The sequence below is a fragment of the Halobacterium sp. KA-4 genome, from assembly GCF_021028995.1.
Lineage (GTDB): Archaea > Halobacteriota > Halobacteria > Halobacteriales > Halobacteriaceae > Halobacterium.
Genome location: NZ_JAJJZG010000012.1, coordinates 20,985 through 46,394, shown reverse-complemented (window position 1 = coordinate 46,394; position 25,410 = coordinate 20,985). Strand labels below are relative to the sequence as shown.

The following is a 25,410-nucleotide window of genomic DNA, read 5'->3' as shown; positions in this document are numbered from 1 at the left end:
TCATGACTAGAAACCACCCACACATCAGTCGGCGAACCGCCCTCCGAACAGTCGCAGGTGCCGCCCTCGTGAGCGTCGCTGGCTGTCTGAACGACAATGGCGGTTCTGGGACGCCTAGTGACGGAACGACCTCTCCAGATGGCAACGGCCCACTCACACGTGTCGCTGTCGAGGGGACAACACTCGTCGTCGAACTCTCCGAAGAGACCGACATCGACCAAGTCAACCTCATCCAGCCGAACGGCGAGCTATTCGGAAAGCGTGACGTAGCCGCAGGTGCTCAGCAGGTCTCATTCGAGATTGGCACCGCGTATGCCCCCGGTGAGTACCGCGTACTCGCGTTGAAAGGCGAGGAGACAGTAGTTGAGATCACGACTGAACTCCATCCCGAGATTCAGATACAGGATGTTGGACTTTATCGGAATAATCCAGATAAGCCGTGGGACGAAGTCTATGGTGAATCCGAGACAGACCGGATCAAGAATGGCGAGGCATTCGTCACGGTAGAGAACACAGGAAGCGGTCCGGAAGCGATAACTGAACTAATCTTCTCCGGGGACGTTCCCAATCCAATTGAGAACCCCAGAGGCAGTGGAATGCACGAAACCGACCGGGTAGTAGTCTCCCCTGGTGAGACGGCCGACCTGTTCAGTAGTTCGTTTCCGTTCGGTACAGAAACTGAGGACGGGATGGGATGCTCCCCAGACGGGAATAGTGGCCAGTTTACTGTTATCGTTGAGACAGGGGTCGGTGGAAATCAGGTCTCAAGCACCTACAACGTTCAATACACTGGTTCCGGCGATATGACTGATTGTGAGGTCACGATCACTGAGGTATAACGATGGTCGATCTCATTGATGTCGTCCTTGAGGGTATCAAGGGCGTCGTTGAGTGGTTCATTGGGCTGTTCATGGACGGTCTCAGATCAGGGTATGAAACTCTGACTGAGGGAATGTTCGGGACACCTACTCCAGAGACGAACGGAGCTTTTGTCTTCGGTGAACCAACCAATGCACCCTGGCCAGCGATTCACGATGCTCTCATCGGCGGCGAAATCATGCTGGTTGCCCTCTTGCTCCTCGTGATGAGCGTTCAGGGCCGTCACACGGTTCGGATCTTCAATATTGGAAGTACCTACGAAGCCCGAAAAACGAAGAAGACGGCCTGGGTCGGTGCTTTTCTAATCATTACGTGGTATTGGGTTGGAACTCTTGCACTCTACCTCGTTGACGGATTCACTATCGCCCTGATGCCGGAGCTTTCCTCGGTTACGGAGGCGATGATTGGATTCTTGGAGGTATCTATCACAAACCCCGGACTGGGGCTATTGTTTGCCGTGATTGGTGGAATCTCGATGTGGGCGCTGGAGGCGCTGTTCTACATCCGGATGATTCTGCTGTATGTCTACCTGTACGGAATGCCGATTGCATTTGCACTGGCCTACGGAAATATTCCGGTCGTATCCGATATCGCGATGGGGTTCTGCAAACGGTTTGTCCCGTTGGCTGTCCTCCCGCTCCCGGCAGCGATGGTCCTCAAGGGGTACGACTTGATCTACGGCGGTGGGACTCTCACACCAGGAACAGCGTTTCTCAAATATCTCGTTGCTGCGTCCCTCCCGCTGGTCGCCCTCTACATCACGTGGAAGACGTTCAAATACGCGACCCCGTTGACGGCCAAAGTCGTCGGCGGTGCAACGAAAGGCGCAGCACTCGTTGGCGGTGTCGCCGCTGGAGCCTACGTCGGTGGCGCCGGCGTCGCGACGACCGCCGCTCGGTGGGGGCCGAAAGCCGCCGCTGGCCACGCCGTCGCGCAAAAAGCGGCTGCCCGCGGTGGGCATGGAGGAGACGATGGCGGGACGCCATCGTACCGTCGAACAGAGAATGACCCTGGTGGAGCGACAGCGGAATCGGCGAGTGACGACCGTGGGATGGAGTTTGATCGAGGAATCCACTAACAATGTCAGCAGATCAAGACGCAGCCGCACGGCGTATCATGGATCAGTTCGGCGAGGAGAGCCGCATCCCGTATCTCAATATCGAGGAAGGAGACGTTGGCATGGTCATCGCCTTCCCCATTATTGGGCTGTTTATCGCGGGCCTCACCGGGATCGAATCACTGGCCCTCCCGTTCGTTGCTGGCGGGCTTGGCTTTGGCGTCGCCGTCATCTACGTCTCACCAACCCACCTGAACGCCTGGACGTGGACGAAAGACGTCTATCGGTACCTCAAACGACCTCAGGTCACGTTCAGTGCGCCCGCCGACGCCGACACGAGTACCAACGAGTCGGAGCGGAACGAAGGCGGACTCGCGAACTACACGCCGTTCAAGCCGGACGAGCGGACACAGGACCTCACGAACATCAAGCGGGCGTGGCCGGGCGCTGGTGCTATCCAGCGTGAAGACGGCGCGATGGAGGCATTCATCGAGATCGATCCGGCCAACATGGACTTCGCGATGTCCGACGACTGGGCGCAGCTCCAGGATGCTGGCGAAGAGTTCGCCAACAAAGAGCTGGACTCGAAGCTCAAACTCCACGCCACAACCCGTTCCTTCCCGGTCGAGCAGATCACCGAGACCATTGAGGAGCGCCTCACTGACGAAGACGTCACGGAGAACCCGATCTTCCGGGAACTCCTCGAAGAATATCGGGAAACACGGCCGAAGGAGATGCGTGACCGGGGCATTCAGCAGGTCCGGTACTACATCGGCGTTGAAGTCAGCCCGATAGAAGTGTACGACCGCTTCCGTGACGAGGGCACCCCCGCCGAGAAGCTGACCCAGTTCCCGGTCATCGGATTCCTGTTCAACCCGTTCGTCACCCGCCGCGAGGACCTCACCGACGTCGAACGTCGTGCGCAGATGTTCGAGAAGCTCGACAGTCGCGTGAATGATGTTCGCTCCGAGTTCATCCAGCAGGCGTCGGGGTGGTCCGCACGTCGACTCAGCACGGTCGAGCTGTTCGTCCTGAATATGGACTTCTGGAACGGCCGCGAACATGACTACGACGAGGCGGAACGTGTCGTTCGCGACCAATCGATCATCGGCCACTCGCGCCGGGAGGACCCACACGATGCGTAACGTGATCCTCCAGACTGGTGGTGGCGGGCTTGGCTCCGTCGCCGGGTGGCTTCAGAACCTGACACCAGCAGAGAGTGCAGTACTTGCCCTTGTGGTGGGTCTCGGCCTTGGCGTCGGGAGTATGTACCTCTGGGACCGCTTCACTGCGGATGATGAACCAGACGTGGACTTTACCGATGTCCTCGACGAGGAGACACTCGAAGAAGGCGAGGCCGAACGCAAGCTCCTCGACGACATCTCCGAGTCGCACAAGACCGTCACCGCTCCCGGAGCTGTCGAGTGGGAAACGCGAGCCGCACGGGTCGGCGAACAGTGGACGACGACACTCTACATCGCTAACTATGCCGACTATCCCAACGACGGGTATCTGAGCGACCTCTTCGAGATGACCGATGTCCAGTTCGATTTGACGGCCCACATCACGCCGAAAAATCAGGAGCGGGCCCGGAACGAACTGCAGGACATCGCTGACGACCTCCAGGTCGATGCTGACCTCGAACAGAGTATCCGGAGCGCCTATCTCCAAGAGCGCGCCAACGAGGCCGCAGCGACGTACAAGGCCGTCGAGAACGGCGCGAACGTCTTCGACCAAGGGATGTTCATCACCGTGCGGGCCGACGAGAAAGACGAACTCAGAGATGCCGTCCAGACGGTCAAGAGCGCGCTCCGCGACGACCCGGCGAACCTCACGCCGAAGACGGCTATCTGTCGGCAGGATCTCGCCCTCCAATCCGCCGCGCCCATTGGTGACAACGAATTCGGGCGGACATCGATTGCGCTCGGCGGCGCCGTCGGCGCGTTGCTGTCCTCGCCGCACAACGCGACGATTCTCGAGGAGGGCGGCGTCGAGTTCGGGATTCACAAAGATAACCAGAGTCCCGTGGTCATCGACCCGTTCGCGCGGGACAACGGGTACGCGATGTTCACCGTGGGCGACACGGGGTCGGGGAAGTCGTTCAGTTCGAAGCAGAACTTCATCCGCTCCATCGAGCAGAGTAAGGACCGTATCGGCATCATCCTCGAGCCGCTGAACAACTGGGCCGGTGTCTCGGAGGCGCTCGACGCCAAGCGGATCACAGTCGGCGGGACGCTCGGGCTGAACCCCTTGGAGATTCGGGAGACGCCCGAACACGTCCAGCGGGCGATGGGCGAGGACGCGAGCCCGTTCAACGAGAAACTCGACGACGCGATGAGCTTCCTGACGAACTTCTTTGCCCTCCGGGGCATCTCACTGGGAGACCGGCGCACTACGCTCGAACTCGCCCTCAAACGTGCCTACCAGCGCAACGGCATCACCGACGACATCTCGACGCACAGCAATCCGAGTCCGACCATCCGTGATATGATGGACGTCTTCGAGGACATGGTCGACGACCCTGAGGAGTTCGTCGTTCGATCCGACGAAGAGGCAGGGAAGATCAAAGAGGACGCGACGTGGCTCCTCGATCAGCTGCGCCCCTTCGAGGACGACGGTCGCCACGCCAACCTCGGCCAAGAATCGGATTTCGACATCCGGGACGAGAAGGTCATCTACCTCGATCTGGCCCAGCAGGAGGGCAGCGTCGACAGCAGCACGGCACTGACGATGCAGCTACTCATCTCGCTGGTGTACGAACGGGCGAAGGTCTCGGAGAAGGAGGTCGTGTTCTACATCGACGAGGCGCGCTACATCATGCAGGACGCCGCAAGTCTGGCGTTCCTCGAGACGGTGTTCCGGCACCACCGCCACCACGACCTCTCGATCCGGCTGGTCACCCAGACCGTCGACGAGTTCTTCGAGCACGCCGAAAGCGAGGCGATCCTCGATCAGTGTGCCGTCAAGCAGTTCCACCGCCTCGACGGGATGGACAAGGAGTGGGCCGACGAGTTCGGGCTGAACTACGCACAGATGCGGTTCGTCCAGGACGCCGTCCCCGGCAACGAGGACGCCGGCTTCTCCGAAGCACTGGTTGGCGTCGACGGCGAGTGGCGTGGGATCCAGGTCAAAGCGATGCCCAAGGAGAAGCAGGTCATCGACTTCGAGCCAACCGAGCAACGGCGAGCCTCACTCCCCGGGACTGGTGAGAACGCCGTGGACGCGGACGTGCAGGCGTTCCAAGACGATATTGAAAGCCGAGCGACCGACAATGGACAACGCCCACCTGAGCAGACGCCAGCAGAGACTGATGGTGGCGCAGCGGGAGGTGACGACGATGCGTGAGTACCTCCGCGTGACGCCTACCTCCGAACGCCTCAATCCGGAGCGGCTGCCGCAGGCACTGGAGAGTCTCCACAAACTGACCTTAACGAACTCGACAGGGCTAGCTGACAAACTCAATCCGCTACACAGCAAAACACCGCTACGATTCGAATTCCTCGCGCTCAGCGAGGGTGCAGACGACCCCGTCGAATTCTACTACGGTGCTGACGACCATCTGGATACGCTTGAGAAACGTCTCCGGTCGATCTATCCCGAGACGTTCGACATCGAGCGTACCAAAGTCGACGTCGCATCCCGACTCGTGCAGCCTGTGGAATTCGACCGAGAGACATTCGTCGATCACTATGAGTCGGGCGATCTCACGTACGAGTTCGGTCCTGACGAGCAATACGAACGTGGGACTGACGAAGACAGTCAAGCGAGGCAAGCAGACGCCCAATCAGTCGCGGAAGGAGGGACGGTCGGCGACCTGTCTGCCGACCACATCATCGAGATCGGAGACACCGCCCTCGAACTCGCCCCACCAGATGCGATTCCCGAGGATGAGCCACTCACGACGCTTGCCAAACCAACGGTGACAACAGAGGGGACGATACTCGCCCGGCCAGCGACCAAGACCGTCTCCCCACTCGGCGTGCGGTGGCAGGGGTCGGCCACTCGGAAACAGGACTGGATGACCTCACTCTCGCCATTCACTGCCGACGACGAAGCAGAACTCCCAGCCGTCGATCAGCCAGGTGGTGCGCTCGCGTCGCTTGTCGACCACCTGATGGAGGCGACAGCACCAGTAGCGTTCCAGGCCGTCTTCCAGCGACGCGAGAGCTGGCAGTCCGATGCCGACCTTCGCAAGGAGGACGTCATCGACGGCCGAGACACACTCGCTCAGGAGATTATTGGCTCCCTTTTCGAACTCGACGATCAGTCGGAGAGCCGGGACAGAAACCAGCTGAGCGACGCCGTTGCAAAACGTGTCGCGGCAATCGAGGCGAAAAATCCGAAGCGGTCGTTCACCGCGAACATCCGAGCGATCGGGATTCCGTCCGGGGACGACGGTCGCGATGATCTCGATGATCGGATGCAATCACTTGTCCCGGTATTCGACCCGCTTGACGGACCGTACTACGAGGTTGCGGCCGAACGGGTACGCGACAGCGGCTTCCGGGCAGCCACGAAAGAACGGAACGCACGAGCGGCGCTGCAGCGGCTCTTGGATCGTGAGATCACGACCGGCCGTGGGACGACCCGACCCGAGTTCGTCCTGAGTGGCCGAGAACTCGCGAATTTCGTACTCGTGCCCTCCTCGGAACAGCTGACTGTCGAGGGGGCACGTGGGACGCGTGCGGAACAGCAGAGTCGGAATCCATTGCCACGCCCCCACCAGGACCTCATGAGTGAATTCCGCGACGGGATGGCAATCGGGTATGCCCTCGACGACACCGGCGAGGCCGAAGACGAGCCGACACACATTCCACCCGGACTGCTGCCCACTCATTACGGCCGGTTCGGAACAACCGGCTCTGGGAAGTCGAAAGCCCTCATCAACGATATGCTGTCGCTGTACGCCAACACCGAGGGGCCGACGATCCTCATCATCCCGAAGAACGACGACATGGCCCAGAATTATATGCGGGCTCACGCGCGTCGGTTCGGAATGACCGACCTCCAAGAGAACGTCGTCCACTTCCCGATCCCGGACGTCCTCCCCGGGTTCTCGTTTTTCGATCTCGAACCGTCGATGGAGAGCGGACGGCGCCGCGAAGACGCCGTCCAACGGAAGGCCGACCACTACGAAGAGATTTTGAAGCTCGTGATGGGAACCGACCGCTACGAGCGGGCGACTGTGGCCCCAACTCTCATCAAGACACTCATCAAGACACTGTTCGACGAGGAATACGGGCGTGAGAACGGGCTCTACCGAGCGTCGACGGATTACTTTGCCCACCGACAGCTCGAACACGTCGTCGACCAGCTCTGGGAGGCCGGGCCACCGAACGAGAACATCGGCGACGCCCCACGGTCGAGCGACGAGGAAGTCACGCGGACGATTCGACGGCAACTCCAGTTAGATTCGAACACCTTCGCGAACGTGATGGGGGGTGTCGGAAACCGTCTCGCCTACATCTCACAGGATACGCACCTGCGGCAGATCTTCAACAATACCGAGAACCAGTTCGACTTTCGGGATGTCCTCGACGAGGATACGGTCATCCTCTTCGACCTCGGAGATCTCCGCGACGACGCTGCCCGGATCATGACTGGTGTGATCCTGACCAATCTCGATGCAGCTCTCAAGGACCGCAAACAGGCCCTCTCCCAGCACTCGGACGACTACGTCGTGAACTTGCTCGTCGACGAGGCAGCGTCGGTCGTAGTCTCCGACATCATGAATGATCTCCTCGAGAAAGGCCGGGGATTCCGGCTCTCTGTTGGCCTGTCGATGCAGTTCCCCGAACAGATGGAGGCTGAAGGTGGGCGGAAGATCTACCTGAATGCTCTGAACAACATCGGCAGTTCACTCATCGGGAAAATCAACGTCGACCGGGAACTGGCGCGAGCGATGGCCCACGAAGAGATGGACCCCGCGGATTTCGCCAATCGGATTCGTTCGTTGCCACGAGGGGAGTGGATCGCCAGCCTGCCAAGCCCGACGTTCGGTGAAACGGGGCCGTATCCGTTCAGTCTCGAACCACTCCCGATTCCACCGGGCCACCCCGAGAGCGAATCTCCGCTCACAGAGCGTGAAGAGGAGCAGTTCACTGAGACACTCTCCTCGATGCACGAGAACATCAGCGAGGAACACGGCGTGCCGGCTGCAACAGACGCCTCAACAACGAGAACACCGACCGACGGACACGGAGTGCTCGATATCGCGAGCGACGACCTGGACGTCGCGATTGCGACGGTGGTCCGGAGTCTCCAGCTTCGAGAAGGATGCCGTGAGGAGAACGGTTGGGTGGCCGTTGAAGCGGTTGACGACGAACTCAGACGCCTCTTTGACGACGTCGACGCCGAGCCGCCATCGTATGATGCACTCGCGGACATTCGCGAACGATCACGATACCTCGATACGACCGTCGATATCGACGCCGACGAGCTCCGCATCCGGCTCACTGACGCCGGAGAAAAGGTCGCGACACCCGATACTGGTGGCGTGCAGGCCGCCGGTGGGAGTGCCCACGACGCAGCACTCCTTCAGATCGAAGAAGAACTCACTGCACTCGGTTTCACCGTCTCGATCCTCGCACAGGATGGCAGCGAGAAACCTGACGCGAGGGCGAGCCACCCCGACGTTTCCGACCGATTCGCCATCGAAGTCGAAACGACGACACCCGAGAATCCCGCGAAGGTGCTCACGAATCTCCGGAAAGCCCAAGAAGCAGGGGATATCCCGCTGTTTGTCGTTCGACCAGGAAACGACGAAACTGAGTGGGCCGAGCGTGTCGACGGCATTCTCACACCACCCGTTCGCACACTCCAGAATGGTGAGACACGGTTCTACACGACTGACTCGAATCTCACGTTCAACGGTGGAGCGACCGAAGAAGGTGGAGTGACGGCCGTCCGACCGGCGACCGACGACGAGAACGGGACTCAGAACATCTGGCAGCGTGATGGCGATGAGATCATCCTTCGTGATGCCAGCGGGACGGAACACATCCGCCTCCCGTCGCTTGGAAAACTCTCGAAAGATCGTGTTCCGGCCATCTACAGCTACGACCACGCTGCCGACGAGTACGTCGTATACGAGCACGGTGAGCAACACATCTACGAGACGAAATCGGCGTTCGAGGGCGACTGGGTGCGTATCAAGAAGCCATTCGTCCCCGAAGCCGAACTCCAGACACCCGATTATAGCCCCACGTCGTACGCTATCGTCATTCTCCCTGAAGAAGGCAACCCGGTCGTGTACGATACTGACGGTACGTACTCGATGGACACCTTACTCGATACCGTCACCACAAGTGGGTGCGAAGAAACGACAGGAGAACAGGCAGACCATATTCAGCAGGCGCCTCAGCCATCGATTGACGATATTGCTGAGGATCCAGAGGCGGTTGTTGAGCGATTCGCAGAGACACACCTCGTCGAAGATCCGGAAAGCAGAGTAGCCGCCGGAGATGTCTACGAAATCTACGAGCAGTGGGCTGAGGCTCACGGGATTGATACAGATAGCAAACCCTGGTTCGGCCGTCGCCTCGGGAACTATGTCACGTTCGAGCGGAACACAGACAATGAGAACGGCGACTCTGTTCGATACTACGAGGGGCTTGCACTCAAATCAGAATAGATCTGGAGGGGAATACAATGCAATCCACACTCAGCGCCAAATATATCGTAAATGTAAATTTGAGTTTGCATAACAGGAAATGCCTCTCGCGTTACGGAAACATCGAGGCATATCGTCTCCGCAGCACCGAAATCAGCAGACGGAGAGGGGTTACGGCAACCAACCGAAATGCCGTAACACAAGCATTCTGGAGAGATTTTGCTGTATGCACGTATCGGGAGCCTCAGACCCAGGATTTCACTGATTTGAATGATCTGTTACGGCAAAAACCAACTAGGATAGAACGGGGGTTCCCCGTTGGGACCAAGGGATTGGATCGACACGCAGAGCAGCGTGAAGTCTGTGCTGGCTCAGAGCCAGTGAGAGCCATGCGAGGTGCTATGTGAGGATGAGTGAGAGTAGTATCGACGAATCGGAGGCGATTCCGGAGACGCTACGCGAACGGGACCAGTGGGTGTGCTGGCGCGAAGAGGAGCGGGACGGCAAGTCGACGAAGATTCCGGTGACGCCGGGAGGTGGGGGGTTCGCGTCATCAACAGAGTCGGAGACCTGGGCGAGCTTCGAGACAGCGCTCGACTACACCGAGACGGCACACGCCGATGGCGTTGGGTTCGTGTTTACCGACGACGATCCCATCGTCGGTGTCGACCTGGACGACTGCCGTGATCCTGAAACCGGCGACGTCGACGACGCGGCACTAGACATCATCGAGCGCCTCGACTCCTATACGGAGGTGTCACCGTCCGGCACCGGCTATCACGTCCTCATCAGGGGCGAACTTCCCGAGGGGCGGAACCGTCGCGGGAGCATCGAACTGTACGACACGGCACGATTTTTCACCGTCACTGGCGATCACGTCGAGCGGACACCAACGTGCGTCGCACGTCGACAGGACGCGCTCAGAGCGATTCACCGTGAGTACGTTCAGGAGACAGAGCGTGACACGGCAGCAGAGTCCGAACAGCGTGGTAGCGCTGACGACGAGTCACCGACGACCGGTGCAGCCGGCGTTGACGTCGACCTCGAAGACGAGGACCTCCTCGAGAAAGCGCGGAATGCATCGAACGGCGAGAAGTTCGAGCGGCTCTGGAACGGGAACACAGCCGGCTACGACAGCCAGTCCGAGGCCGACATGGCGCTGTGCTGTCTGCTGGCGTTCTGGACCGGCGGCGACCGGACGCAGATGGATCACCTGTTTCGCCAGTCAGGATTGCTTCGGGAGAAGTGGGACGAGGTCCACTACGCTGATGGGTCGACGTATGGGGAGAAGACCATCGAGCGAGCAATTGCGACTACTTCGGAGTTCTACGACCCGGACGCCGGCGACGATACCGCGGACGAGATCCCCGCCACATCGTCGCCAGACGTCGGCGCTGCTGACTCGGAGCGGAGTCGCGCGTATCTCGCCGAGAAGAACCAGATCTTGAGCGACCGCGTCGACGAGCTCGAGGCGACACTCACGGAGAAAACCGAGCGCATCGACGCTCTCGAAGCGGAGGTCAAGCGACTCACTGACGAACTCGCCACCCGTGGCCAGGAGGAGGAGTGCCAGGGCGAGCACGCCGCTACTACGAGTGAGAACAGTAGTGAGTCAGAGTCATCCTCACTGTTGGGTCGGTTATTCGGCGGTCGGTCCAAGTAGCGTTGCGACCGCAGCGGCACGTCTGTCACCCCCGCCAGGGGGCGGCGGGGTACATCACGTGCCCCCGATAGACGATGGCTTCGGAACGTACGACCCAAACGCAGACGGTACAGCAAGCAGCAACCAACTCCGACGGGGAGGCTCCGTGGGCAGACCTCGAGGTGGCGATCCCGAACGACCGCGATCACGCGTCGCTCGTCGCGCTCGTGGAGTGTGCCCTAATCGAGCTGACGCACGAGCACGTGGGGGCAGTCGTCGTCACCCACCAGGTCCGGGGGACAAACCGCACGCAGTACGTCGCCGTCGACGACGTCAGCGAGCAGTTCCAAAAGCGGCACTTCGACGCCCGGCTGGGCTGGCACGAGACAACCGTTCCTCGGGAGATCGTTCGCGACGAACTCGTCACCCAGCTCACCCGGTCGGCAGCCTCACAAGCGGAACGCACACGAGAAGCAGCAGCCAGCGAGCCGGACACGTTCAACGTGAAGCCGGTTCAGGAACTCCGGACTCCATAGGCCACACTCTTAACCAACACTCGGGACCAGTTCTGTCGAAGTGTTGGTTAACGACGTTGCCAGAATTCATGCCCTCAACCCCCGCCCACCGCCCTATCCCTCCGCGACGTTGCCGTTTTCGAGTATCGCGACCCAGGGTCGGACTGACGCCCTCCGACTGGGCTGTTTATCGGCGCCGGGAGGCGTGCAGCGCGCGAGAGCGTGCGCGGCGTGATTCACCATGGCTGGTCCCGATCCTCACGACGACACGAGTGCCGACCACGAACAGCTCGAAACCGAACTCCTCGCACAGGACCGTGACGCCGCGAGCGTCGCGACCGCGGACGTCGACGACGCAACGGCCCGCAGCCTAGTCGACGACCTCATCGACGCGGACGTCGTCACACCCGTTCCCGAGGATCGCGTTCTCGTTCACGAGCCGAGTGTTACTACCTTCGACTCGACGACGCAATTGGCCGTCTTCCACCGTGGCTGGACGGCCGGCCGCGACGCCGACGCGGAGGCGGAGTAATGCAGCAGACGCTTACAGGGTGTGCGTTCTGCGACGCTCCGCCCAGCACCGAGACTGGCGACGCCCACACCTGGGGGGAAGATGAGCGGGTCACCCACCCTATCTGCGTCGACTGCGCGATCCAGATGGAGCCGGATCCCGACGAGCGCGATCGCGACGCCTGCGATGGCTGTGGGCTCGTCGTCGACGCTCTCGCGGCGCTCACGCGCTTCCGTGTGGAACTCGGCCATCTCGAGGGGCCGCTGCAGCTGTGTGCGCGATGTAGTCCTGGCGGGCCCGCGACGTACTGGACGCACGACCTCGATGAGCATCTCGTTGAGTGAGACATGTTGCCGACGCTTACACCGTTTCCATGGAGGACCTCGTTGACGAAGTCGACGTCGCGCTTGACCGCGACTAATGGGGAGTCTCCCTATCCATGGATAGGGAAAGTATCCAATAAGCCGCACCGCTTGGCATTACGCCATAGATTCCGGTATCCCTCGCCGTCAGATCGTCGTCGAAAGACGCTCGATGCGATCAGCGGTTTCCTTGACTGCGTCTTTCTCCTCGAGACGACTCACGATATCCTGTAATTCAACCGTGGTGTAATCGAGTTCCTGCTGGAGGGCAGGCATAGATTTCGGTTCGTCGAGGGCGTGAAGCACTTCGAGTTCCTCGTATACGCGCTCTGTAATCTCCGCGACCGGCTCATGCAGGGGTGTCCTCACGTTGTGTTGCTCGGTGAGATCGGCCAACGCCTCGTTCACGTATGTTACGAATAGCTCTTGATCCAAGAGGTCGATCTGCGCGGCGAGTTCTGCTTCGACGACGTCGAAATCGAGGTCAGTCTGCAGCAGCGAAAACATATCTTCGATATCGTCCACCCGTCCGGCGACCGCCTTGAATAGGAAGATGTCCTCTGGGCTCACGAGTTCGACCACCAAGTTGCTGGGGTTGAGGTACCGCTCGCTACGCTTCCGAATCCCGTCAGAAAGAACCAGTTTATCGATTACCTGCTGGTGAAAGATGTCGATTCGACACCCATCATCGTTCTCGAGGATTCGCTGAGCACCGAGCGCTTCGTATTCTTCGTCCGGTTCCCGAACGATATCGTAACCAAGTTCGAGCAGTACTGCTTGGAGCTGCCCGAGGTCATCACCGGATGCGACGATGAGATCGATATCCTTGGTAGTGGTCTTGAGATCCTGGAACGCCATTGCCCCACCGCCGATCAAGAAGACAGTGAGTGGGTCGTCTAGCTGCTCGCCGATGCGCTCGAGTTCCGACCGAATGTACGAACTGTCGAATCGCGCCCTCATGCTGACACCCCGTAGTCCGCAGCCAATTCTTGGAACTCTTCCCACTCGGGAAGTCGAGATGCCCGCTCCTCGCCACTCGTGTCGAGATACGTGAGCAAGTCCTCGACGAGATCGTCGACGCCGTACTTTGTGGCCTGGTCACGCAGTTCGTCACGGTCGACGTCAACGTGGCTGAGCAGGAGCAGACAGTATGACTGGGTACGTGCGCCCGAATCGATTACGAGCATATGACAGCACAGCATCGCCGGCGAGAGATCATTCATCGTCTCTGAATGGAAATAGTACCGACGGTCGCGGGCCAGAAGGGGCAGGTCGTAGGTCTGGAAACGCTCTGGCCCCGTCGAAAGGAAGTCCTCGGCGGTAATCTCATCTGCGGTCTGGACGAGGAACTCGTCGAGTGACTCCCAGAGAATCGTGTAGGTGTCGGTGTGTTGTTCGACGGTCTGGCGATGGTCGTGGTGAACGAGTTCCCGAGCAAGCGTACTCAGTTGTTCGAATCCCTCGTTCAGCACATATGCATCCTCGTCAGTTTCGTAGATGATCCCTCGATGCTGAAGTGGATCGAGGGCGCGATGGACGGTACTCCTGTGAATGTTGGCCCGGCGTGCGAGCTCCATTACGACCCGCGGTGTTTCAAGATAGTAGAGAACGCGGAGCGTCGCACCCGACAACAGTTCAGGCCAGTCGATGTGCGAATACTCTTGGGTGATGTCTGCGAGGAGTTCGAGTGCTTTCGCGTCCGATGGCCGGATCTGCTTTGTTTTCCCTTGTCGACGCGTCTCGACGAGTCCGGTCGCTTCGAGACGATCGACAAGTTCAGACGTGTAGCTGAGACTGCGGTCCAGCTGGGTCGCAAATTCGGAGACTGTCTGCTCACCGTGAAGGACGGTGAGCGCGCGAACCTCGCCTTCGGTAAGCATCTGTTGCGTAGATACGAACCGATATTTAAATAACTTCGCTATCTCGCAACGAGTATGACTGACTCAGCTGAGGTTGCTGGGTGAGCAACACGATGAAGGCCCTCGGCCGTTCACGGGCGGCGCGCCGCCCGTTAGCTCGGGAGAGCCTGCTTTCCCGGTGACCGAGACGGCCTCGCCCTTTCTGAGTCCGCCAGGGCAGTAGTTGGGTCGCTGAGTGTCGCGGCTGGGTGGACAGGTGTGTCCGTTATGGCCCGCACCGCTCGCCGCGTTCCGCCCTCCGCGTCGCTCGCGACCGACCATTCCGGGCGTGCGGGCGCTCTCCGCACCGCCCGCGCCCGTTCCGGGCTAAAATGCATGTGCCCTCGGCGCCAGCGGGTATCCCCGTCGGTTGCGCCCCTTGCGGGCTTTCGCGTTCCAGCGCTTGGTGCCGCCTGCGCTGTCGCGCGCCACACCGCGGCGCGCGTTCTCGGCGACAGTCGCCCTGGACACGGACCCGCACATCGGGCCGGACACGAGCGGGCATATCCCGCTGGCCGCTCGCTCCGGGCGGGTCGGCGCGCGGTGCTGGTTGAGTGGCCTCCCTATGGCGCGCTCTCGCTCGCGCCCCAAGGGGCGCTCGCGAAGGCGCGAGCGAGAGCGCGCAGACGAGTCTGTCGGTCGTTGTCGTCGAGGAAATCCGCGATGTTGTAGCATCGCGGTGTCGGGCGCTGAGCGCCTTCAGGAATCAGGGTAGATTCCAATGTCTAGTAACAACGTCACCACGGATGTAGTTTCGGTCGATGAACAGGCTTTCGAGAAACACGATGAAGGCGAGGTCGACGAGGATGGCTTCGAAGTCGTCGACGAGACCCCGGAGTTCCGGGCGACGGTCGACATGGAAGTCCAGGCCAAAGTCGATTCCAACCACCCAGACGCGCGCGTCGAGGAAGGCCCGGATCACCTGTTCGGGAAGACCCTCGAACAGGAAGAGCGCATCAAGGCACGAGAGGCCGAGTTGGAACACATCAGTGCCCAGGCAGAACTCAGTCAGCAGGAGGGGCGTGCGAAGCGGACGCGAGACATCGCAGCGAAGCGAAGCGCTGAGCGGCGTGTGAAGTTCCAGAAGCGGGCAGCGAGCGTGAATCCGATGGCTGACCCGGAGCGAGACGATCCTCGTGCAGAGCTCACGCAGGAGCAGTTGGCGGCGGTGAACAAGCAGTCGATGCGGTTGGCGGAAAAACTGGATGGCTGGTCGCGAGCAGCGATTGGCCGGCGGTTGGGTGAAGCCGTCGTCGGTGGGAAAGACCTAACGAGTGCAGTCGTCGGGGTGTTCGAGGAGTTGCAGACGGCGCCTGGGACGGTGATCCCCATTGGGAAGCTCGAGGACGTCAATCGCAAAGAGGTGAGCATCGAGGGTCGAGTCGAAGTACTCTGGGATGCGGACTCGCCGGCCATCGCTCAAGTCGGGCTGATCGCAGACGACAGTGGAAAAACGAAGGTGACGATCTGGGAGAAATCAGATGCGCCGTGGATTGAAGAGGGCGAGCAGGTGCGTATTCACAAGGTAGCCCGGAACTGGTACGAGGGGCGCGTCTCACTGGCTGTCACTGGGTGGAGCACCATTATGTTCCCTGAGCGCGGTCGGTGGTGGGAATAGCCGGTCGGCGCACCCCTTTTTTGCTGGTGTGTACGCGGTCACCGCCACCTCCCACCACCTCCACGGTCCGGGCTGCTCACGGCGCTCACGCGCCGTTTCGCGGCCGGGCTTTCGCCACCGCAGCCCTCCAGTGTCAGCGCTGTTCCGTGTGGTGTGTATGTGCCCCTGATGGGTGAGGGGCACTCCGAGAGACGCGATCCGCGTGAGTCCCCTCGTGAGTATCCATGGCAACCAGAGAGATCTACGAAACGACGTTCGACGAAGACGTCCAGACCGACTCGAATGCTACGCAGTGTCCCGAGTGTAACGGGCAAGTTACAACCAACGCGGTTGAAACCGTCTGCGAGGACTGTGGACTCGTCGTCGACGAGCAGCGGATCGACCACGGGCCAGAGTGGCGAGGGTTCGACGAAGACGAACGGGAGCGCACGGGTGCTCCGTTGACAGCGGCGCGGCACGATCGTGGGTTGTCGACGGAGATCGGCCACGGGACCGATGCGAACGGGAACGAACTCTCAGGACAGAAGCGACGGCGGCTCGCTCGGATGCGCCGTGAACAGACGCGTGGGCGGTTTCAGTCGAAAGCCGAACGCAACCTCGCACACGGGCTTAGTGAAGTCCGCCGGATCAGTAGTACGCTCGAACTATCCGAGACGATCCGTGACCAGGCCTGCCAGCTCTTCCGCAGCGCTCAGAACGAGGAACTCCTGCAGGGCCGGTCGATTGAGGCGATGGCCGCCGCGAGTGTCTACGGAGCGTGTCGGTGTAACGGGCGACCACGAACGCTCGACGACATCACCGAGTCGGCGCGCGTCGAGCAATCGCGGGTGACGAACGCATACACGACGCTGAATACGGAACTTGGCCTGCCAGCCCAACCCGTGACGCCCAGTGCGTTCGTTCCGCGGTTGGCCTCGGAGCTCGACGTCTCCGATCAAATCCGGCAGCGGGCTCGGCAGTTGGCGGAAGCATCCGAATCGACTGGGGCAACCACCGGGGTTCGGCCGTCCGGGTTCGCTGCAGCCTGTCTGTACAAAGCCGGACGCGAAGACGGGCAATGGCTCACCCAGTCGGACGTCGCTGACGTTGCGAACGTCTCGGTGGTCACCGTGCGGACCCACCGCGACACACTGGACGAACTGGCTGTCTAACGCCCACACTGCTGATTTTCGATTGTATGTCTGTAGGCTGATTGATGTGAGAGCCATTATTTAAACCCGAAGACGAAGCATGATACGGCCAGATCACTCTATGACCGACCAGTACGCCGACTACGAAGCCCTCCGACCGCTCGGCGAAGCGACCCACGTTCCCGACGATCAACTCGCCAGTAGTAGTGGCGAGCCCCGGCGGCAACGCTCTGGTGGCGTCGACGCGGGCTATCCAGACGACCCGACAGAAGGTGAGACCGAGTGCGATTCCTGTGGAGCGTCGATCCCCGCTGGCCAGTCGAAGTGCCGGTTCTGTCTCACGAACCATCTCGAAGCAGCCGACGATCAGGACACATCGACTGCCGAACGGACTCACCGCCACGTCATCCAGCTGCTCGTTGAGGCGTCGACGTTCTACGGCGCCGTCGGGAAGGGATCTGCTGCGGCCACCCTCCTCGCGAAGGCAGACGATGACCCAGTAGTCGATGACTGCAAGCTAATCTATGATCTCGACGAGGAACCGGCCCCACAGCTTGTCGATCAGTGGCCCTCGCTCCCCTCGGCGACACGGGTCACGTCTGAATGTGGTAATCAGCTGCTCGCGGCTGCTCGTGAGCGGACGGCGTGGACAGAGACGACGCAGTCCTGTCACGACGGCGAGCACACGACGTTCCTCTACGACGAAACCGGGAGCGAGGTTCGCACCGAAGCTCGTCTTGCAAGCCTACGTGAGGACGCAGACAACGACCTCTGGCTGGTGCCAGCGATTGCGCTCCAGAAATCCGTTGACAAGACCGATACCGAACAGCCACGACGCGAGCGCCCAAACAGAACTCACCTCGAGTGTCGAGAGTGTGATCGGGAGACTAAGCATCGATTCCGCGAATTCGAGGCTGTCCCCGATGACGAGTGGACCGGGCAGCCAATGTGGGGCTGTCAGCGGTGCGGCACGCCACGCTACGGGCCCGAACCCGAAGCCGATCAGTAAAGACGACGTCAAATTAACCAACAATTCTGGTGTCGGCTCGGAGTTGTTGGTTAACAGAAGCCAGCTCGCGACCACCCGACGATACCACACCTGCTGACTGCCCGCCGGTGTTTTTCGGCGCCGAGAATTGGCGGAGGCGCACACATGGATCCACGAGACACCCCCGGCTATCGACTCCACCGCGCGCTCAGTAGCCTCACCAGTATCGACAGCGACCAATTGGAGCCCGCTGATCGAGAGCGAATTAGCACCGCGACGACGCTCCTCGAGCAGGTAGATTTTCTCACCCAACCGAATACGACGAGGGACGGTGACATCAACAGAGAATCCTGACAGCTCGACGCATCGGCAGCGCAACGTCATGTGGCCGTCACAGCGTGAGCAGTTGCTCGCCCCCTGAAAGGGTGCGGGGGCGCGAGACCGCTCCCGAGAACAATCCATGGCAACATTGCAAGCCGCAACGACATCGACCGGCGCGCTCGTATCGGATCCACAGGCAGTCCGCGAGCTCTGTGAGAACCACTGCTTCGGGACGCTCAACTGGGAAGTGGACGACGACGGCGAACTCGTTATCTGGGGCTACGACAGCTTCGAAGTGTACGAGGCCCGTGAGAACGGTCTTCCTGACTACGACGGTGGCATCGTCACTCACGAGTTCCTCCGGTCGCTCGCGGAGTATCTCGAACCGAACGAAGAATTCGACATCCAGACAGCCGGATTTACCAAGTGCCGGTTTCCCGTGCTGGCGAAACGGTACGTCGTTCGCGACGGCGAAGTCCTCCACGCGGACCTCAGTTCCCCCGACCCGATCGACGAGTAGCGTTGTTCGTCCCCCGGGAGGGGTGCGGGGCGATCCAGTCGTGGGTCGTCCTGCAAGGAGATTGTTCAATGGGCCACCGCGCACTCGTTGCGTACGAACGCACAGACGGACAGTACACGCTCCACTACAGCCATTGGGGTGCAGCGAATCTCAAGCTCAAGCACCGAATCTCGGCCGAAACACCGTTCGGTGGCGACGACACCGACTCGAAGTGGGCGAAACAGCTGCTGGCGGAACTGGCCGATGGCCTCGAAGCAGATGGCGTCGACGGCTACCTCGCCGGCGAGGATCGTCCGTCGTCGGTCGTCAAGCCGAAGCCCCGTGCCACCGGGCTCACCCTCGACGAGATCGTCGCGGACCACCTCGACTATCTCCACCACGAGGCGATCTTCGTGGTGTCACCCACCTTCGAGGTGACCGCCTATCGGACGCTGTGGTTCGGGCTGCAGTACGACTCGGAGACGGTCGAACAGGGAGAGACGGTCGGGAACGGCGCGCTCGCGACGGTGCGCTGGTACGACGGCAAGCCGGTCGGCGACGGCCACCTACAGGGACAGTTCGCGGCCCTCAAAGACGTCGTCGGCGACATGCTCGATAAGGGCGTCTTCACGCCGTCAACGGCGATACAGTATCTGAAACGGAAGCTCGCTGAGCGGGTCGGAGACCGACAGGAGCTGCTCATTCCGACCGGAGAATCACCCTTCGAGACAGCGAGTCTCGGCAAGCCGTAACACCAATCCCTTAGTGGATATCGGGGGATGTCTAAGTATGTCAAATCAGTCTGAAGATGACGTTCGTGTTTGGCTTGTCGAACGGACGTACTCCGATGACGAGCAGAACCTGATCATCCTCACCTACGCAACACCCGATGGAGAACAGTACTATCGGAAGGAACGCGCACTCACGTCCTTCACCGACGTCCGAGATACGACAGCAGCAGTCGATGCTGAACCCGGCAATCTTGGCATGGTCGATGACCCCGACCTCCAGGAGCAATACGCGGCCGAAGCACAGCGAATGCAGGAAGTTCACGACCCTGACGACGTAATCTGAGATCTACTGGTCGACAACGCTGCAGGCCATGGGTTATGTCGTAGCAGGCCTTAGACGGGGTATGCGCGAACTCGTCTTCGCTCTCGAATACGAGCCCGGCTGCAACAGGGTGGCGGACGCCCTCGCCGACCACCCCGACGCTCGCGTTCGCTCGCTCTCGCTGCACGCCACTGCCGAGCGTCTCTGGCGGGTCGACCATGCCACCGGTACGCCTGAGGCGCTCAACGCCATCGAGGACGCCTTTCTCAACGGCGACTACTACGCTGACTGTCTCGCCACCGAGGACTGCAACGCCACACAGACCACCCGCGTCCTCGACCGCACGGACGACGCGCTCATCCTCTACTCAGATTGGGAGCGCACTCCGACCTGCGCCTCAGTCCCCCACATCGCTCGCGACCACCTCGGCGACGGCGTGCTGTTCGAGACTCGTCACGAGGGCCGCCACTACACGTGGCGACTCATCCACTCCGGCGATGGCGACGTGGCGGCGTTCTTCGACGCTCTCAAAGTCGCCGTCGGGGAGTGCGCCCAGATGGAGATGCTCCGCACAGCGGACACAACATCAGCTAGGGGAAGCGACGGAACACCAAGTGGATTGCCTCCAGCCCAAGAGGCTGCTCTCCAGGCCGCCGTCGAACACGGCTACTACGAATCACCCCGCGAGGTCGATGTTGGAGAACTCGCAGAGCATCTCGACGTGCCACGGTCAACACTCACCTACCGACTCCGTCGGGCGGAAGAACATTTGGCGAAGCAACATGTCGCCGGCGAGCGGGTAGCGGAAGAACGGCTGGCATCCCACTGAGGGCCGTAGTTGGAATATTCCAACAAAGACATATCGAACTCCCGCTCCTACCGTGACGTGATGACAGAGAATCCGGACGCAGCAGGAGGAACGAGCGGCGGCGGACAGCGACGTGAGCTGACCGCCCGCCTCGCCGTTCCCGAGATGGACTGTCCCTCTTGCGCCCAAAAGGTGGACAAGAGCCTCCAGCGTGTCGACGGCATTACTGACGCCACGCTCCAGCCGACCACCGGCACGGCCAACGTCACGTACGACCCTGATCGGACTAGCGAAGCCGACGTAATCAAGGCGATTGAAGGCGCCGGCTACGAGGTCGTCGGGGGCTCGGACGCTGAGGGCGATGATGAGGACAACCAGGCGACCGACGGCGTCGACATCGCGCCACCATCGGAGGTCTGGACGAGTCCTCGCGCGAAGAAGACGTGGCTCGGCGCGGCGTTCGTCACGCTCGGCCTCCTCTTCGAATTCCTCCTCACCGGACAGAACGTCACGGTGGCGAGCGTCCTCGAGTACCCGCTCCACATCGCAGATGTCCTGTTCCTCGGCGCCGTCGCCGCCAGCGGCATCCCCGTCGTCCGTAGCGGGTACTACTCCGCGAAGAACCGAAGCCTCGACATCGACCTGCTGATGGGGACGGCGATCATCGCGGCGACCGGTATCGGCTACTTCGTCGAGGCCGCCACGCTGGCCGTCCTATTCAGCATCGCCGAGCTGCTCGAGGACTACGCGATGGACAGGGCACGGGACTCCCTGCGCGAGCTGATGGAACTCTCGCCCGACGAGGCGACCGTCCTTCGCGATGGTGAGGAAGTGACCGTTCCCGCCGAGGAGGTCGACGTTGGCGAGACCGTCGTCGTCCGCCCCGGCGACAAGATTCCGCTCGACGGAACGGTCATCGACGGCGAGAGTGCAGTCGACCAGTCGCCGATCACGGGCGAGAGCGTCCCCGTCGACAAGACTGCCGGCGACGAGGTCTACGCCGGCGCGATCAACGAAGAGGGGTACCTCGAGGTAGAGGTCACCTCGACCGCTGGCGATTCGACGCTCTCGCGCATCATCGAGATGGTACAGGGCGCACAGGCGAAGAAGACCGAGTCTGAGCAGTTCGTCGACCGCTTCTCCGGCTACTACACACCCCTCGTCGTCGTGCTGGCAATCCTGACCGCCGCTATCCCGCCGCTGGTTATCGCCGACCCCATCTCGGTGGACGTGGCCGGGTACGGGTTCACTTTCGCCGGCGACTGGCAGACCTGGTTCATCCGCGGGCTCACCCTGCTGGTAATCGCCTGCCCCTGTGCGTTCGTCATCTCCACACCCGTCTCGGTGGTGTCGGGCATCACCAGCGCCGCGAAGAACGGCGTCCTGATCAAGGGCGGCAACTACCTCGAAGCGATGGGCGAAGTCGATGCCGTCGCGCTCGACAAGACGGGGACGCTCACGAAGGGCGAACTCGCCGTCACCGATGTCGTCCCGGTCGGCGACACCACTGAGGATGATCTGCTCCGTCGCGCCGCCGGGCTGGAGCGGCGCAGTGAGCACCCCATCGCTGCGGCGATTCTCGCCCGTGCTGAGGAGGCGGGCGTGGGCGACCTGCCCGACCCGAGTGGCTTCGAGAGCCTCACGGGGAAGGGCATCCGGGGCGAGATCGACGGCGAGACGTACTATGCGGGCAAGCCCGCGCTCTTCGAGGAGCTGGGCTTCGACCTCGCTCGAGCACGCCGCGAGACAGACGGCGGCGTCGTGGCGGAAGAGGCGACCGAGGCCGACGACGGGGCGTTCGCCGAGGACGCGCTCACCTCACTGGAGCGGGAGGGCAAGACGGTCGTTATCGTCGGGACGGAGTCGGAACTGCTGGGTGCAATCGCCATCGCCGACGAGGTGCGCCCGGCCTCGAAGCGGGCTGTCGAACGCCTGCACGAGCTGGGCGTCGAGCGCGTGGTGATGCTGACCGGGGACAACGAGGGCACCGCCCGCGCCATCGCCGAGCAGGTCGGTGTCGATGAATATCGCGCCGAACTCCTACCCGACGAGAAGGTCGACGCAGTCGAGGAGTTACAGGCGGAGTACGGGGAGGTCGCGATGGTCGGCGACGGCATCAATGACGCCCCCGCGCTGGCCACTGCGGAGGTCGGCATCGCGATGGGCGCGGCGGGCACCGACACCGCCCTCGAAACGGCTGATATTGCGTTGATGGGCGACGACATCGGGAAACTCCCGTACCTGTACGACCTGTCGCATACGGCCAACGGCGTGATCCGGCAGAACATCTGGGCGAGCCTCGGCGTGAAGCTTCTGCTCGCGTTAGGCGTGCCGCTGGGCCTGGTCAGCGTTGCGCTGGCAGTCGTTGTCGGAGATATGGGGATGAGCCTCGGCGTCACCGGGAACGCGATGCGGTTGTCACGAATCGAGCCCGATCGAATCATCGACGCCTGATTCTGCGGCGGGAAGTGCGGGCAGGACGCTCTTCTTTCGGGACTTACCTCCGCTACATCGAGACTAGTTGTGGTTTGTCTGGGGCAGAAAGGACTGAGCCCCACCGTTGGCTCGTGATTTGATGCCCGAGAATTCAGACGACGATCCATTCCACGATTGCGAGTTAGATCCCGACGCAGTCCTCGGGACGCGCACCTTCCACGATGTCCTGTTCACCGATGAGACGGAGACACCGGTGAACGTGCTCACTGGCGAGACGCCCGCACATTCACAGGCGACCGTCGAGGAAGCGAAGGAGTTCGCTGCGAGTATTGACACCGACACGCCACAGATTGCACTTCCGGCGTCAGTTGAGACGCAAATCGAGACGCAGAGTAAGCCCTACACGTCGGCTGCGTTCTTCCACTTCAAGGCGACGGGCTCGCTAAGGCGTCACCGCGCCTACCACGCCGCATATGACTCGGATGCGTTCACCGTCGACTTCGAAGCTGACTACGAGTCCGGAAACCTGACCATCACAGTCGATCGAACGAACGAGTCCTAAGAATCGACCGCTAGATCAGGGTTTTTCGAGCGCCGGCGATGGGTGCCGGCGCAGCAGGAGCGAACGATCAACCACTCCCGGTGCGTCGGCGTTTCGAGGTGTTCGAGATGCACATGGTAATTTACGCTCTGGTAGAAGAATCGACCCACGACGACGCACTGGCCAGCGGAAAGTCGGTGTTCGACCGCCTGGTCGGCGCGGACCCACACGCCGGCGCAGTCTTCGACTACCACGTGACGTTCGATGAGGAGGACACGTCCGTTGCGGGGAAGGCGCGATGGGGTGAATTGCCGACTGCAGCCCCCGTCGACTCCGATGCCGGCCAAGACCTGCTTGAGCGTGGCTGGGAGGCGACGAAAGAGGAGTTCGAGCGGAATCTCGACCGGGTGAAAGAGGCCATCGACGAGCTCTCCGATGAGGAGATCATGCGCGACGAAGATCTCGCTCGGCACGCCTTCCACCAGGTTGGCGCCTACGACGGGCCAACGATCTTCCTGTACAACGAATATGCGAACGGGATCCGTCACCGTGAGCAGCTGGATCGAGTGCTGGAGGAGAGCGAGGAGCTCTGGATCGTGCCCGCCGACGTCCACTTCTAACAGATGTCCCGGATCACAAACTGGAAGCGCGAGAGCCGCACGCCCACACTCGCATACCGGAATACCGAGACCGGCGCTCGGGCGGTCTTACACCGAGCGCCGGATTCATACCGCTACAAGTGGCGTGGCGTAATCCTCGTCGACGGCTACCCAGTGTGGTCGCGGGGGTACGAGACGAAGGACGCGAAATCGTTCCGTGACGAGCTCCGTGACCGGCCAGCGCCCGAACTGAGTTGTCCCGAGTGTCCGAACAGCGATATAGCAATCGGTGGAAAAACGGCTGACGGCGCGAAGGTTCAGCGCTGGTTCGAGTGTCGGAGCTGTGGGTACGAAGCATCCTCGAGAATCGTGTACGGCGCCGAGCGCTGATTGATTGGAACGTATCTGCGGTGACGTTTATTTTGGGCCGGGATGGGTGGCCCGTCTCAATCGGGCCAGATCCACAGATGAGTCTGGAAGGCATCGACCGTCACAGCGAAGCACTGTTCGAGTTCCTCTGGTGCCCCGTCTGCGGGCACGAGGTATTCAGTCACATTCCCTTTGAGGGGGTGTTCTGCAAGAATTGCAATACGCAGGTCAAACTGCAAGAGTCACGGGAGACACGCGGCTACGAGGAGGCCGTCCTCGCCTGCTTCGACACCCACTCGACGTGGAACCTCCACGTCGACGAGAAGCTCCGTCGCGACCTGCCTGACGGCTCGGCACGGGTGAAAATCCTCGGTGCACCGGGGGCCTACAAAACCGACTGGTGGAGTCCAGCACCTGGGGAGGATTGGGAGCCGGTCGAGCGTGGTGAATTCGACGACATGGAGGAACCAGACGAGGTGTCACATCTCGCGTAGCGGATTGCAATCCCGCTACGACTGTGTGGTGTTGTTTCAGCGCCGGCGATGGGTGCCGGCGCACACGCGCCGGCGAGT

At 61.2% G+C, this 25,410-nt stretch carries 24 protein-coding genes; 22 read left to right on the top strand and 2 right to left on the bottom strand.

The genetic code is table 11. From position 1 onward, the window contains the following. The first annotated feature begins 2 nt into the window (after positions 1–2). From LPA44_RS12275 to LPA44_RS12235, 9 genes are all read left to right on the top strand, one after another. Positions 3–839 carry a hypothetical protein gene (locus LPA44_RS12275; protein ID WP_269070101.1) on the top strand — a complete coding sequence of 279 codons (837 nt, stop codon included), beginning with the start codon at positions 3–5 and terminating at the stop codon, positions 837–839. A gap of 2 nt (positions 840–841) precedes the next feature. Further along, entirely contained in the window at positions 842–1,957 is a 1,116-nt protein-coding gene (locus tag LPA44_RS12270) for a hypothetical protein (RefSeq protein ID WP_096396456.1), read from the top strand. Between the two features lie 2 nt (positions 1,958–1,959). Continuing rightward, positions 1,960–3,081, top strand: coding sequence for a hypothetical protein (locus tag LPA44_RS12265; protein ID WP_230889842.1), 1,122 nt, complete (start codon positions 1,960–1,962; stop codon positions 3,079–3,081). Further along, positions 3,074–5,281: a VirB4 family type IV secretion system protein gene (locus tag LPA44_RS12260; RefSeq protein ID WP_230889841.1), complete on the top strand. Its 2,208-nt coding sequence runs from the start codon at positions 3,074–3,076 to the stop codon at positions 5,279–5,281. The genes LPA44_RS12265 and LPA44_RS12260 overlap by 8 nt, the downstream gene beginning before the upstream one ends. Beyond that, positions 5,247–9,569, top strand: coding sequence for a conjugal transfer protein (locus tag LPA44_RS12255; protein ID WP_230889840.1), 4,323 nt, complete (start codon positions 5,247–5,249; stop codon positions 9,567–9,569). The genes LPA44_RS12260 and LPA44_RS12255 overlap by 35 nt, the downstream gene beginning before the upstream one ends. Positions 9,570–9,957: 388 nt before the next feature. Beyond that, a complete protein-coding gene (locus LPA44_RS12250) occupies positions 9,958–11,211 on the top strand; it encodes a phage NrS-1 polymerase family protein (protein WP_135806891.1) in 1,254 nt (417 codons plus the stop codon). Between the two features lie 74 nt (positions 11,212–11,285). Next, the gene (locus LPA44_RS12245) at positions 11,286–11,726 is read left to right on the top strand and encodes a hypothetical protein (protein ID WP_135806890.1); all 441 of its coding nucleotides are present in this window, start codon (positions 11,286–11,288) and stop codon (positions 11,724–11,726) included. A 220-nt stretch (positions 11,727–11,946) separates the two neighbouring features. Next, on the top strand, positions 11,947–12,237 hold the full coding sequence (locus tag LPA44_RS12240) for a hypothetical protein (RefSeq protein WP_135806889.1): 291 nt from the start codon (positions 11,947–11,949) through the stop codon (positions 12,235–12,237). After that, positions 12,237–12,560 carry a DUF7558 family protein gene (locus tag LPA44_RS12235; RefSeq protein ID WP_227262449.1) on the top strand — a complete coding sequence of 108 codons (324 nt, stop codon included), beginning with the start codon at positions 12,237–12,239 and terminating at the stop codon, positions 12,558–12,560. Before LPA44_RS12240 ends, LPA44_RS12235 begins: the two co-directional genes overlap by 1 nt. A 165-nt stretch (positions 12,561–12,725) precedes the next feature. Here the strand turns inward: LPA44_RS12235 and LPA44_RS12230 are convergent, their stop codons facing one another. Beyond that, positions 12,726–13,538: a DUF6036 family nucleotidyltransferase gene (locus LPA44_RS12230; RefSeq protein WP_049983727.1), complete on the bottom strand. Its 813-nt coding sequence runs from the start codon at positions 13,536–13,538 to the stop codon at positions 12,726–12,728. Then, complete coding sequence (locus LPA44_RS12225; protein ID WP_049983728.1) at positions 13,535–14,458, bottom strand: winged helix-turn-helix domain-containing protein; 924 nt, start codon at positions 14,456–14,458, stop codon at positions 13,535–13,537. The genes LPA44_RS12230 and LPA44_RS12225 overlap by 4 nt, the downstream gene beginning before the upstream one ends. 739 nt (positions 14,459–15,197) lie before the next feature. Here LPA44_RS12225 and LPA44_RS12220 point away from each other — a divergent pair. The 13 genes from LPA44_RS12220 (at position 15,198) to LPA44_RS12160 (ending at position 25,332) form a co-directional block, all read left to right on the top strand. Next, positions 15,198–16,094, top strand: coding sequence for a DNA-binding protein (locus tag LPA44_RS12220; RefSeq protein ID WP_049983729.1), 897 nt, complete (start codon positions 15,198–15,200; stop codon positions 16,092–16,094). Positions 16,095–16,318: 224 nt separating this feature from the next. Continuing rightward, positions 16,319–17,245, top strand: a complete 927-nt coding sequence (locus tag LPA44_RS12215) for a transcription initiation factor IIB (protein WP_049983730.1) — start codon at positions 16,319–16,321, stop codon at positions 17,243–17,245. Between the two features lie 100 nt (positions 17,246–17,345). After that, positions 17,346–18,233 carry a biosurfactant protein 1 gene (locus LPA44_RS12210; protein WP_442903388.1) on the top strand — a complete coding sequence of 296 codons (888 nt, stop codon included), beginning with the start codon at positions 17,346–17,348 and terminating at the stop codon, positions 18,231–18,233. Positions 18,234–18,377: 144 nt separating this feature from the next. Continuing rightward, positions 18,378–18,566 carry a hypothetical protein gene (locus LPA44_RS12205; RefSeq protein WP_096396460.1) on the top strand — a complete coding sequence of 63 codons (189 nt, stop codon included), beginning with the start codon at positions 18,378–18,380 and terminating at the stop codon, positions 18,564–18,566. Positions 18,567–18,672: 106 nt separating this feature from the next. After that, a complete protein-coding gene (locus tag LPA44_RS12200; protein ID WP_006183452.1) occupies positions 18,673–19,053 on the top strand; it encodes a hypothetical protein in 381 nt (126 codons plus the stop codon). Positions 19,054–19,121: 68 nt separating this feature from the next. Next, the gene (locus LPA44_RS12195) at positions 19,122–19,784 is read left to right on the top strand and encodes a DUF6735 family protein (RefSeq protein WP_006183451.1); all 663 of its coding nucleotides are present in this window, start codon (positions 19,122–19,124) and stop codon (positions 19,782–19,784) included. Positions 19,785–19,821: 37 nt separating this feature from the next. Continuing rightward, entirely contained in the window at positions 19,822–20,106 is a 285-nt protein-coding gene (locus LPA44_RS12190) for a hypothetical protein (protein ID WP_006183450.1), read from the top strand. A gap of 61 nt (positions 20,107–20,167) precedes the next feature. Next, positions 20,168–20,914, top strand: a complete 747-nt coding sequence (locus tag LPA44_RS12185; protein WP_050051691.1) for a helix-turn-helix domain-containing protein — start codon at positions 20,168–20,170, stop codon at positions 20,912–20,914. A gap of 60 nt (positions 20,915–20,974) precedes the next feature. Continuing rightward, positions 20,975–23,347 (top strand): heavy metal translocating P-type ATPase, encoded by a 2,373-nt coding sequence (locus tag LPA44_RS12180; protein ID WP_230889837.1) that lies wholly within the window; start codon positions 20,975–20,977, stop codon positions 23,345–23,347. A 121-nt stretch (positions 23,348–23,468) separates the two neighbouring features. Beyond that, positions 23,469–23,891 (top strand): hypothetical protein, encoded by a 423-nt coding sequence (locus LPA44_RS12175; RefSeq protein WP_006183447.1) that lies wholly within the window; start codon positions 23,469–23,471, stop codon positions 23,889–23,891. Between the two features lie 107 nt (positions 23,892–23,998). Next, complete coding sequence (locus tag LPA44_RS12170; protein ID WP_006183446.1) at positions 23,999–24,490, top strand: hypothetical protein; 492 nt, start codon at positions 23,999–24,001, stop codon at positions 24,488–24,490. 3 nt (positions 24,491–24,493) lie between these two features. Further along, complete coding sequence (locus LPA44_RS12165; RefSeq protein ID WP_230889836.1) at positions 24,494–24,859, top strand: DUF7568 family protein; 366 nt, start codon at positions 24,494–24,496, stop codon at positions 24,857–24,859. A 77-nt stretch (positions 24,860–24,936) separates the two neighbouring features. Next, complete coding sequence (locus LPA44_RS12160; protein WP_123115076.1) at positions 24,937–25,332, top strand: DUF7567 family protein; 396 nt, start codon at positions 24,937–24,939, stop codon at positions 25,330–25,332. Positions 25,333–25,410 lie beyond the last annotated feature (78 nt).

Coding starts and splice junctions, on each gene's coding strand:
- LPA44_RS12220 (WP_049983729.1), top strand. CDS start 15,198: ATGTCTAGTAACAACGTCACCACGGATGTAGTTTCGGTCGATGAACAG.
- LPA44_RS12160 (WP_123115076.1), top strand. CDS start 24,937: ATGAGTCTGGAAGGCATCGACCGTCACAGCGAAGCACTGTTCGAGTTC.
- LPA44_RS12185 (WP_050051691.1), top strand. CDS start 20,168: ATGCGCGAACTCGTCTTCGCTCTCGAATACGAGCCCGGCTGCAACAGG.
- LPA44_RS12260 (WP_230889841.1), top strand. CDS start 3,074: ATGCGTAACGTGATCCTCCAGACTGGTGGTGGCGGGCTTGGCTCCGTC.
- LPA44_RS12195 (WP_006183451.1), top strand. CDS start 19,122: ATGGGCCACCGCGCACTCGTTGCGTACGAACGCACAGACGGACAGTAC.
- LPA44_RS12190 (WP_006183450.1), top strand. CDS start 19,822: ATGTCAAATCAGTCTGAAGATGACGTTCGTGTTTGGCTTGTCGAACGG.
- LPA44_RS12270 (WP_096396456.1), top strand. CDS start 842: ATGGTCGATCTCATTGATGTCGTCCTTGAGGGTATCAAGGGCGTCGTT.
- LPA44_RS12230 (WP_049983727.1), bottom strand. CDS start 13,538: ATGAGGGCGCGATTCGACAGTTCGTACATTCGGTCGGAACTCGAGCGC.
- LPA44_RS12245 (WP_135806890.1), top strand. CDS start 11,286: ATGGCTTCGGAACGTACGACCCAAACGCAGACGGTACAGCAAGCAGCA.
- LPA44_RS12250 (WP_135806891.1), top strand. CDS start 9,958: ATGAGTGAGAGTAGTATCGACGAATCGGAGGCGATTCCGGAGACGCTA.
- LPA44_RS12175 (WP_006183447.1), top strand. CDS start 23,469: ATGCCCGAGAATTCAGACGACGATCCATTCCACGATTGCGAGTTAGAT.
- LPA44_RS12255 (WP_230889840.1), top strand. CDS start 5,247: ATGGTGGCGCAGCGGGAGGTGACGACGATGCGTGAGTACCTCCGCGTG.
- LPA44_RS12200 (WP_006183452.1), top strand. CDS start 18,673: ATGGCAACATTGCAAGCCGCAACGACATCGACCGGCGCGCTCGTATCG.
- LPA44_RS12210 (WP_442903388.1), top strand. CDS start 17,346: ATGACCGACCAGTACGCCGACTACGAAGCCCTCCGACCGCTCGGCGAA.
- LPA44_RS12215 (WP_049983730.1), top strand. CDS start 16,319: ATGGCAACCAGAGAGATCTACGAAACGACGTTCGACGAAGACGTCCAG.
- LPA44_RS12180 (WP_230889837.1), top strand. CDS start 20,975: ATGACAGAGAATCCGGACGCAGCAGGAGGAACGAGCGGCGGCGGACAG.
- LPA44_RS12205 (WP_096396460.1), top strand. CDS start 18,378: ATGGATCCACGAGACACCCCCGGCTATCGACTCCACCGCGCGCTCAGT.
- LPA44_RS12165 (WP_230889836.1), top strand. CDS start 24,494: ATGTCCCGGATCACAAACTGGAAGCGCGAGAGCCGCACGCCCACACTC.
- LPA44_RS12235 (WP_227262449.1), top strand. CDS start 12,237: ATGCAGCAGACGCTTACAGGGTGTGCGTTCTGCGACGCTCCGCCCAGC.
- LPA44_RS12275 (WP_269070101.1), top strand. CDS start 3: ATGACTAGAAACCACCCACACATCAGTCGGCGAACCGCCCTCCGAACA.
- LPA44_RS12225 (WP_049983728.1), bottom strand. CDS start 14,458: ATGCTTACCGAAGGCGAGGTTCGCGCGCTCACCGTCCTTCACGGTGAG.
- LPA44_RS12240 (WP_135806889.1), top strand. CDS start 11,947: ATGGCTGGTCCCGATCCTCACGACGACACGAGTGCCGACCACGAACAG.
- LPA44_RS12170 (WP_006183446.1), top strand. CDS start 23,999: ATGCACATGGTAATTTACGCTCTGGTAGAAGAATCGACCCACGACGAC.
- LPA44_RS12265 (WP_230889842.1), top strand. CDS start 1,960: ATGTCAGCAGATCAAGACGCAGCCGCACGGCGTATCATGGATCAGTTC.